Raw genomic sequence first — 18,400 nt, 5'->3', positions numbered from 1 at the left:
ACCAGATCTCCCCAGCACAACGGCAATCCGCGCGCGGCCCGGCTCCGAAGCACGGGCATGCTGACCCTCGGTCTCATCGGCCTGATCGGCGGACTGGTCACCGGCATCTCGCCGTGCATCCTGCCCGTCCTGCCCGTCATCTTCTTCTCCGGTGGCGCACAAGGTGCCCGCACGGAACGGAAACGCACCGCCAGGCCGTACCTCGTGATCGCCGGGCTGGTGGTCAGCTTCAGCCTGGTCACGCTCTTCGGCTCGTTGCTGTTGTCCGTGCTGGGCCTGCCGCAGGACGTGTTGCGCTGGGCTGGAATCGTCGTCCTCGCGCTGATCGGCGCGGGCCTGGTCGTGCCGCGGTTCGAGCAGCTGCTGGAGAAGCCGTTCACGTGGATTCCGCAGCGCAGCCCGGATCCGAACAAGGGCGGGTTCGCGCTGGGCCTGGCCCTGGGCGCGGTGTACGTGCCGTGCGCGGGTCCGGTGCTCGCGGCGATCACCGTGGCGGGGTCCACCGGAAAAGTCGGCGCGGACACCGTGGTGCTGACGCTGACGTTCGCGGTGGGCGCGGCGATCCCGTTGCTGATCTTCGCGCTCGCCGGGCAGCGCGTCGCCGAACGGGTGCAGGCGTTCCGCAAGCGCCAGCGGGCTGTCCGCATCACCGCGGGCGTCGTGATGATCGCGTTGGCCGTGGGACTGGTGTTCAACCTGCCGCAGCTCCTGCAACGCGTGATCCCTGACTACACCAGCGACCTCCAGGCCAGGGTGAACAACTCCGAGCAGGTCCGCAAGGCGCTGAACCTCGGCGGACTGGTCAACGACCAGAACAAGGACCTCGACAAGTGCTCCGACGGCGCCGCCGAACTGGAGAGCTGCGGCACCGCGCCGGACATCACCGGAGTCACGCAATGGCTCAACTCCCCCGGCGTGGACCTGAAAGCCGTGCGCGGCAAGGTCGTGCTGATCGACTTCTGGGCCTACTCCTGCATCAACTGCCAGCGCTCCCTGCCGCACGTCACCGCGTGGGACAAGGCCTACCGCGACGCGGGCCTGCAGGTCGTCGGCATTCACTCACCGGAGTACGCGTTCGAGAAGGAACCGGCCAACGTCCAGGCCGCCGCGAAGAACTTCGGCATCACCTACCCGGTCGCACTCGACAACAACCTGGCCACCTGGACCAACTACCGCAACCGCTACTGGCCGGCGCACTACCTCGTCGACGCCCGGGGCACCGTGCGGCACATCAAGTTCGGCGAGGGCGACTACCGCACCACCGAGAAGCTGATCAGGCAGCTGCTCACCGACGCCGACCCCACCCGGAAACTCCCGGAAGCCACCGAACTGGCCGACGACACCCCCGTCGTCGCCGACATCACCAGGGAGACCTACCTCGGGTCCACCAAACGTGTGAACTTCGCCGGCACCGAGACCTACACCACCGGTGAGAAGTCCTTCCGGTTCCCGCAGAACCAGGCCGACGACAGTTTCGCGCTCGACGGCGCCTGGACGCTCACCAGCCAGCACATCTCCCCCACCGCCGAGAACGCGCGGATCCGGCTCGACTACCGCGCCAAGCAGGTGCGGATGGTGTTGTCCGGCAAGGGAACCGTCACCTACGAGCACAACGGGCAGTCGAAAACCCTCCAGGTCGACGGCACCCCGAACTCGTACCAGCTGCTGACGACCGAACGGATCGAGGCGGGCGTGCTCACGGCGACCGTCAGCCCCGGCGTCCAGGCCTACTCCTTCACCTTCGGCTGAACACCGATCCAAGCGGGCGGCCGCTCCGAACACCAGGTGACAACGCCCAGGAGAGGACTTCAGATGCCGAACCGCGAGCGGTCGCTGAGCAGTGCCGACGTCGGACGTCCGGCCGGACCGACGGCCGACGACCTGCTGCCCCTCGTCGCACGCGGCGACGAGAACGCGTTCGAGCGGCTGTACGACGTCGTGTCCGGCTCGGTGTTCGGCCTGATCAGACGGGTCCTGCGGGACCAGGCGCAGTCGGAGGAGGTGTTCCAGGAGGTGATGCTCGAAGTGTGGCGGACCGCGACCAGGTTCGATCCCGGCAGGGGCAGCGCGAACACCTGGATCATGACGCTGACGCACCGGCGGGCCGTCGACCGCGTCCGCTCCGCCCAGGCCGCGTCCCACCGCGAGGAGCACGCGGCACGTCTCGACCCCGCCAGACCGTTCGACGAGGTGAGCGAGCAGGTGTCCGGGCGGTTCGAACAACGTCAGGTGCGCCGGTGCCTGAGCTTCCTCACCGACCTGCAGCGCGAGTCCGTGCTGCTCGCCTACTACCAGGGTTATTCGTATCCCGAGGTCGCGAGCCTGCTGGGCCTTCCGCTCGGCACGGTGAAGACCAGAATGCGCGACGGCCTGATCAGGCTCCGCGACTGCATGGGGGTGACCGGATGAGGACCACTTCCGTCGACCTGCACACGCTCACCGGCGCCTACGCCGTGAACGCCTTGTCCGACACCGAGAGAACGGCGTTCGAGACCCACCTCGCGCGGTGCGAGAGCTGCGCCACGGAGGTCGCCGAGCTCGCGGCCACGGCCACCCGCCTCGGTGCGGCGGTGGACTTCCCGCCGCCGCCCCACCTCCGCGCGCGCGTGCTCGCCGCCGCGGCCGAGACCCGGCAGCTCTCCCCGCACACCCCGCGCCTGCCCCGTGCTCGCGGGTGGGGCCGTGCGGGCGGCTTGCTCGCCGCGGCCTGCCTGGTCGCCGTCGCGTTCGTCGCCGTGCAGGGCACGCAGTCGGACAGAGATCAGCTCGCCCAGCTCTCCAGCCAGTACAGCCGGTTCTCCGATCTTCTGTCCACTCCGGACGCACGGCTCGTGAACGCGAGCGGCCCGAACGGCTCGACCGCCACCGCCGTCGTGTCGGCCAGCCGCAACGAACTCCTGTTCGTGAGCAAGGACATGCCGGCGCCACCCGCCGACCACGTGTACCAGCTGTGGCTGATCGACAGCGACGGTCCCCACTCCGCCGGACTGCTCGCACCCCCGTCGGCACCCCTCGTGGCCACGGGACTGTCGAACGCCCGGAAAGTCGCGATCACCGTTGAGCCGCAAGGAGGTTCGCAGGTTCCCACCGGCGACGCGCTGATGGAGATCCCCCTCGCGTGATCAGAGGCGCTTGGCGAAGTGGTGCGCGGGGATGACGTACCCGGAGGTCAGGTAGAGCCGGTGCGCGTCGTGGCGCTGCACGCCGGAGTCGAGGTGCACCTCCGCGCACCCGAGCCGGCGTGCCTCCTCGTCGACCCACCGCAGCAACGCGCCCGCGTGGCCCTGCTTGCGCGCGGACGGGAGCGTGCTCAGGTCGTCGATGTAGAGGTGCGGCCCGGAGTACAGGTTCGTCATGTGCCGGAACCCGGCCACCGCCACGACCCGGCCGGACGCGTCGAAGGACCCGACGAGCCGGTAGCCCTCCCGCCGCTGCGTGCGGACGATCTCGACGAAGTCCTCCACCGACGTGAGGTGCGGGCGCAGTTCGCGGAGCGCCTCGTAGGCCAGTGCGGTGTCCTCGCCCTGCAGCTCAGCGACGTTGATCGTGTGTTGAGTGGTCACGCCGACGATGTTCGCGGACCAAGTGGCCTCCCAGAAGGCCCATTCCGCCCGTATCTCAAGAGGCCACTTCGGGCGACAGGTGAGCGAGCACGGCCAGCACCCGGCGGTGCCCGTCGACGTCCGAGGGCAGGTCGAGCTTGGTGAACAGGTGCCGCACGTGCGCCTCGACCGTGCGTTCGCTCAGGTGCAGCCGTTTCGCGATGCCGCTGTTCGTCAGGCCCTGGGCCATGAGCGCGAGCACGGCCCGTTCGCGGTCGCTCAACGCGTCGAGCGGCCCCTTGCGTCCGACGAGGCTGGCGACGACGTGCGGGTCGAGCGCCGACCCGCCGCGGGCCACGCGATCGGCGGCGGAGAGGAAGTCGGCCACGTCGAGCACGCGGTCCTTGAGCAGGTACCCGAAGCCGCCCAGGGTGATGAGGTCGGCGGTGTGCGTGGTCTCGACGTGTTGGGACAGCACGAGAACACCGAGCGCGGGGCGACTCTCCTTGAGGGCACGAGCCGCGCGGGCGCCCTCGTCGGTGAACGTCGGTGGCATGCGGACGTCGACGACGACGAGGTCCGCGGTGGCGGCGGCGTTCTCGAGCCCTTCCGCGTCACCCAGAGCGGCCACGACCTCGTGGCCGCCGTCGGTGAACAGGCGCACCAGACCCTCGCGCAGCAGCACCTGGTCCTCGGCGATCACGACCCGCATGGCACCTCCGCCGTCAGCGTCGTCCCCGCACCCGGAGCGCTGTCGATGCGCAGCGTGCCACCGAGTGCCTCCAACCGGTCCACGAGCCCGGACAGGCCGGAGCCGTCACCGAGCGACGCCCCGCCCACGCCGTCGTCCGACACGGTGACGACCAGCGTCCCGTTGCGGCGCGCGGCGGTGAGCTCCACCCGCGTGGCGCCCGCGTGTTTGACCGCGTTGGTCAGACCTTCGCAGCCCACGAAGTACGCGGCGGCCTCGGCGCCGGTACCGAACCGTTCCGGCGGCACGTCGACCGACACCGGCACGGGCGCGCGGCCGGCCAGGTCCTGGAACGCGGGCGCGAGACCGGCGTCGAGCTGGGCGGGCGGAAGTCCGTGGGCCAGGGCACGCAGCTCCGCGATGGCCTCGGCGACCTGGTCGACGGCGGCGTCCAACGTCTGCACGGCGCCCTGCCCGTCGGTGGTGAGCTGGTGCTGCGCGTGCCGCAACGCCAGTCCGATCGCCACCAGCCGTTGCTGGGCGCCGTCGTGCAGATCCCGTTCGATGCGGCGACGCTCGGCGTCGGCCGCGGCGACGATGCGCGCCCTCGACGCCTCCACCTCGGCGAGCTGACGGCGCAGTTCCGCCCGCAGCCGGACGATCTCCACTGCCAGCCCCGCGGTCTCGACGACCTGCCGCAGCACCACCGGGTTGACGTCGACGGTGTAGGTGACCACGCCGAGCCGTTGTCCGTCGCGCTCGACCACCACCCGGCCCTGTCCCTCCACTTCGGACGGAACGTCGTCGATGTGCAGCTCCAGCGCCGGATCGCCCAGCACTTCCCGCAGCACGTCACGCACGTCCTCAGGCGCCGCGCGGCCCGCACGCAGGTCCTCCAGGAACGCCTCGACCCGGTGCACCGCGTCGTAGCGAGCCCTGTTGAACTGCCGGTCGACCACGTCCTGAAGGCGCGCTCGCAACGGCCGGAACGCCAGTGCCGCAACGAGAGTGGCCGCCGCGGTCACCCACGCCGACCCCCTTCCCAGCACCGTGCCGAGCACGACCGCCGTCACCGCGTAGGCCGCCGCGAGCAGCACCGTCAGCGCGGTGTAGCTGACCGTGCGGCTGATCAGGACGTCGATGTCGTAGAGCCGGTACCGCAGGATCGCGACGGACGCGGCGACCGGCAGCGCCATCAACGGCACCGCCGCGAGCAGTCCCGCGAGCGGCGTGACGTACCAGAGCGCGAACGACAGCGGCAGCATCACCGCGGCGAGCACCGCCGCGAACACGAACCACTTCAACTGCTGCCGCAGCACACCGCGCGACCGCCGCAGCCGCACCAGCAACGACACCGCGGAGGCGACCAGCGCCCCGATGTAGAGCGGCATCCCGGCCGTGAACAAGGCCTCGGCCGGCAATCCCGGGACGAGCAACGGGTTGTGCCCGCCGGGCAGGCTCTGGGCGATCGACGGCCCGAACGACCACCCGGCGATCGTCAGCACCGTGCCGAGCCCGCCGAGCCACGCGACCGCGCGCCAGCCCCTGCCGAGCAGCCGACCGTCGGGGAACAGCAGGAACGTCAGCGTCCAGCCGAAGCCGCTGGGGATCCACTGGGTGTAGGTCGCCCAGAACCCGAGCACCCAGCCGTGGAACCCGAGCGCCTGGCACAGGTCCGCACCGACCGCGTTCAGCAGCGCGAACCAGAGGAAGAGCCAGCCGACCGGGCTGCGCCGCACGATCACCGCACCGGCACCGGCCATCACGGTCGTGGACACCGCGTACATCAGCGTGTCGTAGACGGGTTCGCGTCCCCACGAGAGCACCACGGCGGCCACCTCGGCAGCGACCGCGAGCCCGAACAGGACGACGCGCATCGCCCCATGGTCGCAGCCGTCCGCCGTGCCGACCATCCGTGCCAGCACTGCATCGCGATTCGGTGGTCACGCCGATGACCTGGGCCGGCTCCGGAAGCCACGCTGTGAGCCCTCAGACGAGAAAGGTGCAGGTCATGAACTCCTACGCCGTCGCCGGTGGTGCCGCCACCGCCATCGCCGGAACGATCGTCCAGACCGTCGTGCAGCCCGCGACCACCGTGCCGGAAACGATGTGGAGCTACCCGTTGACGCCTCAGGCGTTCATCCCGGTCACGCTCCTCTACGCCGTGTTCCACGTCCTCGTGCTGATCGGCGTGATCGCGTTCGCCCGCAGCGGCGCGGCCGGCACCTCACGCGCCGCGAGGGCGGGCACGTCGCTGGCGATCGCGGGCACCGCGGTGCTGCTGCTCGCCGAACTGGCCTCGATCCCGTTCCACGACGACCCCGTCGCCGACGCCGGACCGTCCCTCGTGGGCGGTGTGTTCGCCCTCTCCGTGCTGCTGACGTCGATCGGGTTCCTGATGTGCGGCGTCACGACGCTGCGTGCCGGGGTGTGGCAGGACTGGCGGAGGTTCGTGCCGCTCGCGACCGGCATCTGGAACGCACTGCTGGTGGTCGTCAGCCTGACCGGCGCACTGGCGGCCGGCGTCGCGGTCTACGGCCTGTGCATGCTGCTGCTCGGCGTGGCGCTGCGGGAACCGCAGAAGCCGCGCACGACCGCCGAGGTCGTGGCGTGAGACCGGGGTCGACCGGCGGGCTGGGCGGCTCGGCACAGGCCGGGCCGTTCAGCAGCGCCGAGCGGGGTCGTCCCCGCCGTGGCGCCGCACCAGCCCTGATCGGCGCCCTCTGCGGCCTGGCCTGGGCCGCGGGCCTCCGCGGCCTCATGGCCATCGTCGCCGGAAGCGAGTCCACCGCCACCTGGCTCGGCACGTTCGCCCAGCTCCTGCTCCCCGGCCTGGTCGTGGGCGCGCTGCTGGGCTGGGCCGCCCGCCCCTGGTTCGTCTTCGCCCCCTTCCTGTTCGCGGCCTCCGTCGTCTCCCCCGCGCTCTTCACGACGGGGATCGGCGGCGGCGCCATCGCACTGCCGGTGTTCGGCATCGCGGGCGGCTACGCGCTGGCCGGGCGAGGACCCCGGTGGACCAGGGCCCTCGCCGGGCTGGTGGCCGTCGCCCCGATCCCGGGCTGGATCTGGGCGACGACGCTGTTCGGTCCGGACTTCGCGGTCACCACACCGCGAGGCGCGTGGATCGCGGTCTACTTCACCGCGTTCGTGGCAGTCCTCGCGGTGGGGTGCGCGAACCCGCTCAAGGGGTCAGGTTGAGAGTCCAGGTGTCGATGTTCCCGACGTCGGCTGCCGCGAGGTCGCGCACGCGGAGCTTCCACGTGCCGTTGGGGGCCTCGCCCGACAGGTTCACGGTGTACGTCTGGTCGATGTTGTCCGCGGAACCGCCGGTCCGGTTGTGCAGCGTGTACGACGAACCGTCCGGTGCGATCAGGGCCACCGTGAGGTCGCCGATGTACGGGTGCACGATCTTCACCGCCACCGTCGCACTCCCGGACGGTGTCGCGGAGCAGCCGGAGATCACGACGTCGCTGTCGACCGCGGCGCCCGCGTCCGGGATCGCGACGTCGTTCGGGTTGGTGCCGTTGCAGCTGCCGCCACCGCCGCCCGTGACCGTCAGGGTGTAGGTGGTGGTGCGGGATCCCGTGCCGGTCGCGGTGACCGTGACCGGGTAGGTGCCGTTGGCGACGGACGCCGTGGTGCTGATCGTCAGCGTCGAGCCCGACCCGGTGGTCACCGACGCCGGGCTGAACGAAGCCGTTGCGCCGGACGGAAGTCCGGACGCCGACAGCTGCACGGTCTGCGGGTCACCGGTCACGGTCTGGGTGCCGACGGTGGCCGTGACGGACGAGCCCTCCGTCACCGAGCCGGACGACGGCGAGACCGACACCGAGAAGTCCGCGCCCGGCGTGCTGCTGACCGCCGACTTCCACAGGGTGTAGGCGATGCCGTCGACCGCGCGGTTGAGGTGGGTGTCGCTGATGTTGGCCGTGGTGTCGCAGGACTGGTGGTAGCACGGGTCGAACGCGCGGCCCGCGGTGCCGCCCCACTTCGTCGCCTGGGCCGAGGTCTTCGTGGCGCTGGCGCCCATCGCGTACCCGGAGGCCGGGATGCCCGCGTTGGTGAAGGACGCGTCGTCGGAACGGTTGCGGCCCTCGGTGTTCTCCTCCGGCTGCAGGCCCAGGGAGTCCCAGTACGCCTTCATGTGCGTGGACTGGGCAGAGCTGATGTTGTTGATGAAGTAGCCGCCGTTGACCGACCCGATCATGTCGAAGTTGTGGTAGGTCTTGATCTTCGTGCGCTCGGTGGACGGGAGCTGCGAGACGTAGAACTCCGAGCCGTTCAGGCCCTGCTCCTCGTCGGTCCACCAGGCGAACCGGACCTTGTTGAGCATCGACGGGTTCGTGCGGGAGAGCACGAGCGCGGTCTCCAGCAGCGCCGCCGAGCCCGAACCGTTGTCGTTGATGCCGGGGCCCGCCGTCACGGAGTCGAGGTGGGCGCCGAACATGTAGACGTTGTTCGCGTTGCCGCCCGGCCACTCCGCGATCACGTTCGGGCCCGCGCCGGTGGAGCAGCCCGAGGTGCACGGCTGCTCGGTCACCGTGAACCCGGCCGCGGTGAGCTTGTCCTTCACGTAGGTCACCGACGCGCGGTAGCCGGCCGTGGTGGACCGCCGGTTGCCGCCGTTCTGCGTGGCGATGGTGTTGAACTGCGTCAGGTGCTGCTTGACCGCCGCGATGTCGATGTCGGGGATCTGCGGGCCGGTGCCGCCGGTGACGGTGAGCGTGTAGGTCGCGGTCTTCGTCGTGGAACCCGCTGCCCTGACCGTGATCGGGTAGGTGCCGTTGGAGATCGACGCCGTGGTGCTGATCGTCAGCGTCGAGCTCGAGCCGGTGGTGACCGACGCCGGGTTGAAGGAAGCCGTTGCGCCGGAAGGAAGACCGGTCGCCGTCAGCTGCACGGTCTGCGCCTGGCCGGCGGTGGTCTGCGTCTGGACCGTCGCGGACGCCGAGGAACCCGCCGCCACCGAACCGGACGTCGGCGACACCGCCACGGAGAAGTCGTTGGCGGGCGTGGAACCGCCGAGGTTCAGCGACCACGTGTCGATCCGGCCGACGTCGTTGGCCGCGTTGTCGTTGACCCGCAGCTTCCACGTGCCGTTCGAGGTCTCGCCCGACAGGTCGACGGTGTAGGTCTGGTCGATGTTGTCCGTGGAGCCGCCGCTGCGGTTGTGCAGCACGTAGGCCGAGCCGTCCGGGGCCACCAGGCTCACCTGGAGGTCGCCGATGTAGGTGTGGACGATCTTCACCGGCACCGTGGCGGTGGCCGACGGCGCCGACGGGCAGTCGGTGATGGTGATCGACGACTCGACGGTGGTGTTGTCACCGATCGCGACGTCACCGTCGTTGGTGCCGGAGCAACCGGCGAGTGGCGCGGCGGCCGCAGGGAGGACCACCGTCGCCGCGACCACCACGGTCGCCAGAGCCGTTGAAAGCAGGGATCTTCCTCTTCGCACTGAGGGCTCCTTCGCAGGGTTTTGCAGGGTCAGGCGAAGGTAACCGCGCCGAACTTCCCGGACACCGGGCCGTTCGGATGGTTGTCGGCGGCGATTTCACTTTTGAGTCTCGGCTTGCGTCACGCCACCGAGCGGATGGCGTCGGACCGCTACGCCGGGAGGAGGCACCATGTCGATCTCACCCGACCCCGGTTTCGCGGAAACGCTGCGCGCCGCCGTCGCGGCGTGACACTCAGCCTCGCGACGCTGAGCTACTGGCAAACGGGCCGCAGCCGCCCGGAACGCCGTGCGTCGCTCGCGGCCGTCGGCCACCTCGAGGAAGTCCTGGACTCTCCCCCGGTGCGTTGTCCGGACTGCTCGGGCCTGCGTTGCGCGGCAGTCGCCGCGAGGACGGCACGATCAGCGCGTGCTGGCCGGTGCCGTCGGTCATCGACGACGTGGTCGGAGACGTCGGCACGCGCTGGGACTCGCATCAGCCGTCGCCGTACCCATGTCAAAGATCAAGAGCCCCCTGGTGGAAACACCAGTCTCAGGTCAGGGTGCGGAAACGGTGTTCCGATTTCCCTGCCGCGAGAGGGGATGCGGCGGCGTTGAGCTTTCAGTTCCGGATCGCGGCGAGTCGTTCCACCGTGCCGAGCTTGAGCCTTTCCTGACGCTGCAAGGTGAATCCCGCCTGCTCGACGAGCGGGAGCGGCCGGCGGGTCATGTAGTCGCCGCACATCCGGGCGGTCAGCTTCTCCAGCAACCACTGTCCGAACTGGACGATCCGGTGGTGGCTGCCGACGTGGTCGAGCAACAGCAGCTTCCCGCCCGGCCGGAGCACGCGGTGCATTTCCGCGATCGCGTCACGTTCGTCGGGAACACCGCACAGGCCCAGCGTGCACACCACCGTGTCGAACGAGGCGTCGGGGAACGGCAACGCCTGCGCGTCCCCCTCCCGCAGCTCGACCACGCGCCCGAGCTCGGCGGCACGCGTGCGGGCGACCGCGAGCATCCCGGGGCTGAGGTCCAGGCCGGTGATCGCGACGTTCGCCGGGTAGTGCGACAGGTTGCGACCGGTGCCGATGGCGACCTCCAGCACGTTCCCGGCGGCCTGCCCGCACACCCACTCCCTGCCGCCGTCGAACAGCCTGCGTTCGAGGAAGCCGATGTCGCGGTCGTAGCGCGGTGCGTAGCGGTCCCACACCTCGCGGAGACGTTCGGTGGTGAGCTTCTTGCCCATGACGTCGATGATGCTCCTCCAGCCCGCCGGATGTGCATCAAACTGATTTGATGTATTGTCTCCAGGCATGGTCGCCCCGGAGTTCGTTCGGATGGCCGCCCATCCGCTGCGGTGGCAGCTGCTGACCGAGCTGGCCGGCAGCGACTACCGGGTGCGCGAGCTGACCGAACGCGTGCGCGAGCCGCAGAACCTGGTCTCCTATCACCTGCGGCTGCTGCGCGACGGCGGGCTGGTGACGTCGCGGCGCAGCTCGTTCGACGGCCGCGACACCTACTACCACCTGGACCTCGACCGGTGCGGCACCTCGCTGACCGGCACCGGGACCGCCCTGCACCCCGCGTTGCGCTTCGAGCCGAGTCCGGCGCCGTCGTCACTGGGCGGAGTCAGCGTGCTGTTCGCCTGCACCGGCAACAGCTCGCGCTCACCGATCGCCGAGGCCCTGCTGCGACGGCACGGGGTCGAGGTCACGAGCGGGGGCAGCCACCCGAAACCCGAGATCCACCCGGACGCGGTCCGCGTGCTGCGCGAGGAGTTCGGGATCGACATCACCGGCCAACGTCCGCGCGAGCTCTCCCGCGCCGGCTTCGACTTCGTGATCACCTTGTGCGACAAGGTCCGCGAGGTCTGCCCCGAGTTCGACTGCCCGGTGATCCACTGGAGCATCCCCGAGCCCGTCACCCACCCGGAGTTCCGCAACACCGCCCACGAGATCGACACCCGTGTCCGCCACCTGCTGCCCGTGCTCGCGGCAGCACGCCAGAAGGGGTGAAACGATGACGGAAGAACTGGCCAGCGTGCGCTACCTCGTCGACGACGTCCAGGCGGCCGTCGACTTCTACACCGTCCACTTCGGATTCACCGTCCGCACCGACGCCGCACCCGCGTTCGCCGACGTGGTGCGCGGCCCGCTGCGCCTGCTGCTGTCCGGCCCCGCGAGCTCCGGCGCCCGCGCCACGCCCGCTGACTCGCACGCCGCGGGCCGCAACCGCATCCACCTCGTGGTGAGCGACCTCGACGCGGAGATCTCCCGGCTGCGCGACGCGGGGCTGTCGTTCGTGAGTGAGCTGGTCAGCGGTCCTGGTGGCCGGCAGATCCTGCTCACCGACCCGGCGGGCAACCTCGTGGAGCTGTTCCAGCCCGCTTAGGGCCACCTGAGGTGGTGGTCGTCGATGCGGAACTCGTGCGAGTGCCTCCACACACCGCCTGCCAGCACCGCGCCGTGCAGGTGCTCGTGGTGCGGCTCCAGGTCGTGGTGCTCGTGCTCGACGACCTCAGGGTCGTGCGTCGGCCACAGCCGCAGCGCGACGACCGCGCCCGCCGCGGTCAGCACGCCGAGGACGACGAACGCGGTGGTCATGCCCGCGACAGTCGCGACCCAGCCGGCGAGCGGGTAGCAGACCAGCCAGCAGGCGTGGGACAGCGCGAAGTCCGCGGCGAACAACGCGGGCCGGTCCACCGAGCAGGCCGACCGGCGCAGCAGGCGGGCGCCCGGCGTCAGTGCCAGCGAGCACGCCGCGCCGATCAACGCCCACAGCGCCAGCAGCAGCGGCCACTGCCAGGCGAACGCGGCACCGGCGGACAGCACCACGACCAGCGCGACGGCGGCGCGCGACACGATCACGCGGTCGGAGAAGCGGTCGAGCAGGCGAGGCAGCGCGAGTGCCGCCACCAGCGACCCGGCACCGTTGGCCGCCAGCGCCACCGGCACGTCGGACGCGCCCCGCCCGAGCACGTCCCGCACCAGCGCCACGGTGTTCACCAGCACCATCGACCCCGCTGCCGCCGCGACGAAGTGGACCGCGAGCAGCCCGCGCAGCCGTGGTGTGGCGAGGTAGATGCGGATGCCGCGCGTCGTCGCCTCGTACAGGTTCTTCCTGCGCTGCGGAGCTTTCGCCTGCGGCACCAGCGCCGAGACGACGAGCAGAGCCGACGCGGTGAATCCGACCGCCGTGCCGAGAAAGAGCTGGTGAAAACTCACCAGCAGGAGAGCCGCGGCGGCGAGTGCGGGACTGAGCAGGCTTTCCAGGTCGTAGGCCATGCGCGACAACGTGACCGCACGGGTGTACTCGCGTTCGTCCGGAAGCACTTCGGGAATGGTCGCTTGGAACAACGGCGTGAAAGCCGCCGAGGCCGCCTGGAGGACGAAGATCAGGACGTAGACCTGCCAGACCTCGCTCACCCACGGCAAGGTCGCCGCCACGGCCACCCGCACGAGGTCGAGCGAGACCAGCACGACCCGACGGGGCAACGCTCCGAGCAGGGCTGATGCGATCGGCGCCACCGCGACGTAGGCGACCATCTTGATCGCCAGCGCGGTGCCGAGGACCGCGCCCGCGTCCGCACCGGCGAGGTCGTAGGCCAGCAGGCCCAGCGCGACGGTCGCCAGTCCCGTTCCGGTCAGCGCGATGACCTGGGCGCCGAAAAGATTTCGGTACGCCGGATTGCGCAGGACGGAAATCACGGCCGAACTATATGCACACAAACAGGTTTGCGTCGACGGTGCAACAGCAGATGCATGGCAACAACCAAATGTGCTCAATTGTGTTCGCACATTTGTGAGGATGCCGGCATGACGATCGAATTCTGGGACGCGCAGGCTCGCGGCGTTCGACGACGAGCCCGACCGCGGGATCACGGGCCTGGCGTGCGCGACGAGTGGGCGCGGCTGCTCCTGCCGCTGGTGCCGAAGCACGCCCGGATCGCCGGCCTCGGCTGCGGCACAGGCAGCCCCTCCGAGGAGGGGTACGAGAGTGAGCGGCGTCGACCCAGGTGAGACCGCAGCAGCCGCACCCACTCGTGCACCACTGCGGCCGAGGCCGGCACGACGTCGACAGACGCCGCAGGGCAAGCCGGACGCGTCGCCTCCGTCTGGCCGCTGGGACTGGGATTCTGCGCCACCGGACCGAACCGGTCGTCACCCGAATCGACGACGAGCGCTACCTCCTCCTCAGCGGACGGTGAGGCTCAGCGGAACACGACGGTGCCGTTGCCGTTCGGAAGCACCCGGTGCTCGCAGTGCCAACGCACGGCACGAGACAGCGCCAAGGCCTCCGCGTCGCGGCCGACCGAGGTGAGGGCTCGGGGGTCGAAGGTGTGGTCGACCCGCAGGACCTCCTGCTCGATGATCGGGCCCTCGTCGAGGTCCGGCGTGACGTAGTGGGCCGTCGCGCCCACGTACTTCACCCCGCGGTCGTAGGCCTGGTGGTACGGCTTGGCGCCCTTGAAGCCCGGCAGGAACGAGTGGTGGATGTTGATCACCCGTCCGGCCAGCTTCGCGCACAGGTCGTTGGAGAGCACCTGCATGTAGCGCGCCAGCACCACCAGGTCGGCCTGGTACTCCTCGACTAGCTCCAGCAGGCGTCGTTCGGCGACCTGCTTGGTGTCCGCGGTGTTGGGGACGTGCACGAAGTCGAGCCCGGCCGCCTCCGCCATCGGGCGCAGGTCCTCGTGGTTGGACACGACCGCGGCGATCTCACCGCCCAGGCTGCCCGCCCGCCAGCGGAAGAGCAGGTCGTTCAGGCAGTGGCCGGCCTTCGACACCATCACGAGGATGCGCGTCGGGCGCTCGTCCCACAGGTCGAACTCCATCTCGAACTCGGTCGCCACGGCGGCGAACTCACGGGTGAGGTCGTCGACGTCGGCCGTGGCGCACGTGAACGCGGTGCGCAGGAACAGCCTGCTGCGGACGTCGTCGTCGAACTGCTGGTGCTCGACGATGTCGCAGCCGTGGTCGACGAGGAACGACGTCACCGCGTGGACGATGCCGGCCCGCTCCGGGCAGTCCAGGGTCAGGGTGAAGTGTCTGGTCACGACGCCACTCCGTACTCGACGCACGCGTCGCTCAGCCAGGCGGCCAGGTACTCGGCGAACGAGGACCGCACCAGCACCGTGAAGGTGTCGGCACCGGTCACCTGCAGGACGATCCCCGTCCTCGCGAGCAACGTCTGCACGCAAGTGCCGGTGGGAGCCGAAGACGGGTGCAGGTCCACGGAACATCCGTGAGCGAGCACGTCCCGGACGTGCGGCCCTTCCAGGACCACGGTCGTGCGCTGCGCCGAAGTGTCCACAACGGACCCTCGGTGGGATCCGAGCGCGCCACGCAACACCTCCTCGATCTCCGTCTGAAGCCCCGGCGGTGCCACGACGAGGAACTCGTCCGGCCCCAGCCACAACACCTCGACGTCCCCGAACGGTCCGGAGCCCGCCGAGAACGTGCACGGGACCGGCGGGAACGCCACTCCCAGCGCCGAGCCCATCGCCGCGACGGCGTCGGAGTCGGACACGCGAACGGTCAGCTGCGAGCGGAACGGCCGCTCCGCCACGATCAGCGCCGGTGCGAGCGCCGCCAGCCGGTCGGTCCACCCCGCCAGCGGGCTGGTCGGTTCAGCCGTCACGACGGGCTCCTTCCTTGTCGTAGAGCACGGAATCGGTGACGGTGACGGGCACCAGCGAGTCCTCGTACGGCACGTACAGGGTCTCGCCGATGCGCTCGTGCCCCGACCGCACGAGGGCGAGCGCGAACGTGCGGCCCAGCGCCGCGCTGGGGTAGCTGGACGTGACGTGGCCGAGCATCCGGACCGGCGGCTCGGGCAGCCGATCGGTCTCGACGATCTGCGAACCCTCCGGCAGCAGCACGGTCGGGTCGACGGGCAGGAGCCCCACCAGCTGCTTGCGGTCCGTGCGGTTGTTCTCCACGCGGGCGAACGAGCGCTTGCCGATGAAGTCCGGCTTCTTCTTCGACACCGCCCACGACATGCCCAGGTCCTGCGGGGTGACCGTGGCGTCGGTCTCCTGGCCGATGATCGGGTAACCCTTCTCGGCGCGCAGCACGTGCATGGTCTCGGTGCCGTACGGCGTGATCCCGTACTTCTCGCCCGCCGCCATCAACGCCTCCCACACTGCCAGGCCGTACCAGGCGGTCACGTTGATCTCGTACGCCAGCTCACCGGAGAAGCTGATCCGGCAGACCCGCGCGGGAACGCCGGCCACGTGGGTGTCGTGCCACGTCATGAACTCGAACGCCTCGTTGGACACGTCGAGATCCGGTGCGACGGCGGCGAGCACGTCACGGGATCGCGGGCCCACCAACGGGATCGTGGCCCAGTGCTCGGTGACCGAGGCGCAGTGCACGTCGAGGTGCGGCCACTCCGTCTGCAGCCACTCCTCCATCCAGTCGAGGATCTTCGCCGCGTTGCCCGTCGTCGTCGTGACCAGGTACCGCTCCTCGCCGACCCGGATCACCGTGCCGTCGTCGATCACCATGCCGTCGACGCCGCACATCACGCCGTAGCGGATCCTGCCGACCTTCAACGTGCTCATCATGTTCGTGTAGAGCATGTCGAGGAACTTGCCGGCGTCGCGGCCCTGCACGTCGATCTTGCCCAGCGTCGAGCCGTCCATCATGCCGACGCTTTCGCGCGTGGCACGGCATTCGCGCAGCACGGCCGTGTGCAGGTCCTCGCCGGGCTTCGGGTAGTACCACGGCCGCTTCCACTGCCCGACGTCCTCGAACAACGCGCCGTTGGCCACGTGCCACGGGTGGATCGCCGTGACGCGCACCGGGTCGTGCAGCTCGCCGCGGTCCCGTCCGGCCAGCGCCGCGAACGACACCGAGGTGTACGGCGGCCGGAACGTCGTGGGCCGCTGCTCCGCCAGTTCGACGCCGAGCGCCTCGGCGACGATGCCGGCGGCGATCATGCCGGACGTCTTGCCCTGGTCGTGTGCGGTGCCGATGGTCGTGTACCGCTTGATGTGCTCCAACGAACGCAGGCCCGCACCAGTCGCCCGCAGCACGTCGGCGACGGTCGAATCCCGTTGCAGGTCCACGAAACTCGCGTCGTCAGCACCGGGCACGCGCCACAACACCAGGCCGGACCGCGACGTGCACCGCGAGTCGGACACCGGCAGCGGAACCTGGCCGCCCGGCGTGAACCCGGCAGCCGCGGCGGCGGCCGAACCCGCCTCCCGGCCCTGCCGCGCGCACGCGTTCAGGTCCAGCTCACCTGTCGCGGAGCCTGCGGCCCGAACGGTGTCCAGCTCCTCGCCCGGCACGAAGGCGCCGAGCTCGGCGTCGTAGCGGAGCTTGCCGCGGGCCTGGCTGAACAGGCTGACGACGGGATTCCAGCCGCCCGACACGAGAAGGGTGTCGCACTCGATCCTCGTGTCACCGACGCTCACAGCGGTGACGCGCCCCGGCCCTTCCGTCCCGGTCACGACCTGGCCCGCGCGCACCTCGATCCCCCGCGCCGCGCACTCCGTCGCGAGCCGTGCCGGAGCGTCCGGCCGCGCGTCGGCGATCAGCGCGATGTCCACACCGGACTCCGCGAGATCGATCGCAGCGCAGTACGCGGAGTCGTTGGTGGTGAACACGACCGCCCGCGAGCCCGGCAGCACGCCGTAGCGGTGCAGGAACGTCCGCGCGGACGAGGCCAGCATGATCCCCGGACGGTCGTTGTCCGCGAACACCACCGGGCGTTCGTGCGCACCGGTCGCCAGCACGGTCTGCTTGGTCCGGATCCGCCACACCCGTTGCCGAGCAACCGATGCGGGCGCCGCGAACCCGAGGTGATCCGTACGCTTCTGCAGCGCGAGCACGAAACCGTCCTGGTACATGCCGAACGCCGTGGTGCGCTCCAGCACGAGCACGCCGGGCGTGGTCCGCAGCTCGGCGACGATGTCCGCGACCCACTCGGCGGACGGCCTGTCGTCGAGGTACTCGTCCACGCCGAGCAACGCGCCACCGGCCTGGTTCTGCTCGTCCACCAGAACCACCCGCGCACCGCTGCGAGCGGCGGTCAGCGCGGCCACCAGACCGGCCGGTCCGGCACCGACCACCAGCACGTCGCAGTGCTCGTGCTTGGCGTCGTACCGAGCCGGGTCCGGTTCCGGAGCCAAGCGCCCCTGCCCCGCCAGGCCGCGCGCCACCAGACCGTCGTAGAGCTCGACCGTCGTCGCGAGCAGCATCGGCTCGGGGAACGGCGCCTCGATCTGCACCAGCGACGTCGGGTCCTCCGACCCCGCCGCGACGATGCCGCGCGGCCTGCCGAGCTTCACGCTGCTGCCGATCTCGTGCACGCCGTTCGCGAGCAGTGCCGACGCGAGCGTGTCGCCGGGGTGGCCGGTGTACTCCACGCCGTTGAAGGTGAACCGCAGCAACGTGTTCCGGTCGATCTCGCCACCGGTGGGCTTGCGGAAGGTCACGAGGTCACCTCGGGCATCGGCTCTCCTGCGCGGTAGACGGCGAGCAGGTCGTGGGTGCGGGTGTCGCGCACGGCGTTGAACCACCGCCGGCAGCCGGCGCTGTGACTCCAGCGCTCGGCGAACGGGCCGCTCGGGTTCTCCCGGAAGAACACGTACTGCGCCCACTCCTCGTCCGTCAGCGCGGACGGGTCCTCGGGGTAGGCGACGTGGGCCTGGCCGCCGTAGTGGAACTCCGCTTCCTCGCGCGGCCCGCACCACGGACACGGGATGAGTTGCATCGTCAGCTCCTA

General features: G+C 70.3%; 18 protein-coding genes. 8 read left to right on the top strand and 10 right to left on the bottom strand.

Annotation, left to right across the window (positions count from 1 at the left end):
* Positions 1-57 precede the first annotated feature (57 nt).
* The 3 genes from ACFOWZ_RS38160 to ACFOWZ_RS38150 all read left to right on the top strand — a co-directional run bounded on the left by ACFOWZ_RS38160 (position 58) and on the right by ACFOWZ_RS38150 (position 3,122).
* The gene (locus ACFOWZ_RS38160; RefSeq protein ID WP_382378827.1) at positions 58-1,749 is read left to right on the top strand and encodes a cytochrome c biogenesis protein DipZ; all 1,692 of its coding nucleotides are present in this window, start codon (positions 58-60) and stop codon (positions 1,747-1,749) included.
* A 63-nt stretch (positions 1,750-1,812) separates the two neighbouring features.
* A complete protein-coding gene (locus tag ACFOWZ_RS38155; RefSeq protein WP_382378826.1) occupies positions 1,813-2,409 on the top strand; it encodes a sigma-70 family RNA polymerase sigma factor in 597 nt (198 codons plus the stop codon).
* Positions 2,406-3,122 carry an anti-sigma factor gene (locus ACFOWZ_RS38150; RefSeq protein ID WP_382378825.1) on the top strand — a complete coding sequence of 239 codons (717 nt, stop codon included), beginning with the start codon at positions 2,406-2,408 and terminating at the stop codon, positions 3,120-3,122. Before ACFOWZ_RS38155 ends, ACFOWZ_RS38150 begins: the two co-directional genes overlap by 4 nt.
* Here the strand turns inward: ACFOWZ_RS38150 and ACFOWZ_RS38145 are convergent, their stop codons facing one another.
* The 3 genes from ACFOWZ_RS38145 to ACFOWZ_RS38135 are packed head-to-tail and all read right to left on the bottom strand — an operon-like array spanning position 3,123 to position 6,110.
* A complete protein-coding gene (locus tag ACFOWZ_RS38145) occupies positions 3,123-3,563 on the bottom strand; it encodes a GNAT family N-acetyltransferase (protein WP_382378824.1) in 441 nt (146 codons plus the stop codon).
* Between the two features lie 55 nt (positions 3,564-3,618).
* A complete protein-coding gene (locus ACFOWZ_RS38140) occupies positions 3,619-4,254 on the bottom strand; it encodes a response regulator transcription factor (RefSeq protein ID WP_382378823.1) in 636 nt (211 codons plus the stop codon).
* Positions 4,242-6,110: a histidine kinase gene (locus ACFOWZ_RS38135; protein WP_382378822.1), complete on the bottom strand. Its 1,869-nt coding sequence runs from the start codon at positions 6,108-6,110 to the stop codon at positions 4,242-4,244. Before ACFOWZ_RS38135 ends, ACFOWZ_RS38140 begins: the two co-directional genes overlap by 13 nt.
* Before the next feature lie 134 nt (positions 6,111-6,244).
* Here ACFOWZ_RS38135 and ACFOWZ_RS38130 point away from each other — a divergent pair, with 134 nt between their 5' ends.
* Entirely contained in the window at positions 6,245-6,847 is a 603-nt protein-coding gene (locus ACFOWZ_RS38130; RefSeq protein WP_382378821.1) for a hypothetical protein, read from the top strand.
* The gene (locus ACFOWZ_RS38125) at positions 6,844-7,431 is read left to right on the top strand and encodes a hypothetical protein (protein ID WP_382378820.1); all 588 of its coding nucleotides are present in this window, start codon (positions 6,844-6,846) and stop codon (positions 7,429-7,431) included. Before ACFOWZ_RS38130 ends, ACFOWZ_RS38125 begins: the two co-directional genes overlap by 4 nt.
* On the opposite strand, the gene ACFOWZ_RS38120 is transcribed toward ACFOWZ_RS38125, so the two are convergent.
* Positions 7,415-9,688 carry a M28 family peptidase gene (locus ACFOWZ_RS38120; RefSeq protein ID WP_382378819.1) on the bottom strand — a complete coding sequence of 758 codons (2,274 nt, stop codon included), beginning with the start codon at positions 9,686-9,688 and terminating at the stop codon, positions 7,415-7,417. The two genes, ACFOWZ_RS38125 and ACFOWZ_RS38120, sit on opposite strands and share 17 nt — an antisense overlap.
* A gap of 598 nt (positions 9,689-10,286) precedes the next feature.
* Positions 10,287-10,910 carry a class I SAM-dependent methyltransferase gene (locus ACFOWZ_RS38115; protein WP_382378818.1) on the bottom strand — a complete coding sequence of 208 codons (624 nt, stop codon included), beginning with the start codon at positions 10,908-10,910 and terminating at the stop codon, positions 10,287-10,289.
* A gap of 67 nt (positions 10,911-10,977) precedes the next feature.
* Here ACFOWZ_RS38115 and ACFOWZ_RS38110 point away from each other — a divergent pair, with 67 nt between their 5' ends.
* Both ACFOWZ_RS38110 and ACFOWZ_RS38105 read left to right on the top strand, forming a co-directional pair.
* Positions 10,978-11,679: an arsenate reductase/protein-tyrosine-phosphatase family protein gene (locus ACFOWZ_RS38110; protein WP_382378817.1), complete on the top strand. Its 702-nt coding sequence runs from the start codon at positions 10,978-10,980 to the stop codon at positions 11,677-11,679.
* A gap of 4 nt (positions 11,680-11,683) precedes the next feature.
* Complete coding sequence (locus ACFOWZ_RS38105; protein WP_382378816.1) at positions 11,684-12,055, top strand: VOC family protein; 372 nt, start codon at positions 11,684-11,686, stop codon at positions 12,053-12,055.
* Here ACFOWZ_RS38105 and ACFOWZ_RS38100 read toward each other — a convergent pair.
* Positions 12,052-13,371: an MFS transporter gene (locus ACFOWZ_RS38100; RefSeq protein ID WP_382378815.1), complete on the bottom strand. Its 1,320-nt coding sequence runs from the start codon at positions 13,369-13,371 to the stop codon at positions 12,052-12,054. The genes ACFOWZ_RS38105 and ACFOWZ_RS38100 overlap by 4 nt on opposite strands.
* A 108-nt stretch (positions 13,372-13,479) precedes the next feature.
* On the opposite strand from ACFOWZ_RS38100, the gene ACFOWZ_RS38095 reads away from it, so the two are divergent.
* Positions 13,480-13,683, top strand: coding sequence for a hypothetical protein (locus ACFOWZ_RS38095; protein WP_382378814.1), 204 nt, complete (start codon positions 13,480-13,482; stop codon positions 13,681-13,683).
* Between the two features lie 191 nt (positions 13,684-13,874).
* On the opposite strand, the gene purU is transcribed toward ACFOWZ_RS38095, so the two are convergent.
* Genes purU through ACFOWZ_RS38075 form a run of 4 tightly spaced genes read right to left on the bottom strand, consistent with a single transcriptional unit; the run spans position 13,875 to position 18,388 of the window.
* On the bottom strand, positions 13,875-14,720 hold the full coding sequence (gene purU, locus ACFOWZ_RS38090; protein ID WP_382378813.1) for a formyltetrahydrofolate deformylase: 846 nt from the start codon (positions 14,718-14,720) through the stop codon (positions 13,875-13,877).
* A complete protein-coding gene (locus tag ACFOWZ_RS38085; RefSeq protein ID WP_382378812.1) occupies positions 14,717-15,304 on the bottom strand; it encodes a sarcosine oxidase subunit gamma in 588 nt (195 codons plus the stop codon). Before ACFOWZ_RS38085 ends, purU begins: the two co-directional genes overlap by 4 nt.
* Positions 15,294-18,110 carry a 2Fe-2S iron-sulfur cluster-binding protein gene (locus ACFOWZ_RS38080; protein ID WP_382378811.1) on the bottom strand — a complete coding sequence of 939 codons (2,817 nt, stop codon included), beginning with the start codon at positions 18,108-18,110 and terminating at the stop codon, positions 15,294-15,296. The genes ACFOWZ_RS38085 and ACFOWZ_RS38080 overlap by 11 nt, the downstream gene beginning before the upstream one ends.
* Positions 18,107-18,388 (bottom strand): sarcosine oxidase subunit delta, encoded by a 282-nt coding sequence (locus ACFOWZ_RS38075; protein ID WP_030467258.1) that lies wholly within the window; start codon positions 18,386-18,388, stop codon positions 18,107-18,109. The genes ACFOWZ_RS38080 and ACFOWZ_RS38075 overlap by 4 nt, the downstream gene beginning before the upstream one ends.
* Positions 18,389-18,400: the final 12 nt, after the last annotated feature.

The organism is Lentzea rhizosphaerae (genome assembly GCF_042649515.1).
Lineage (GTDB): Bacteria > Actinomycetota > Actinomycetes > Mycobacteriales > Pseudonocardiaceae > Lentzea > Lentzea aerocolonigenes.
The sequence above is the reverse complement of the archived record's forward strand: the minus strand, read 5'-3'. Positions and strand labels throughout refer to the sequence as shown.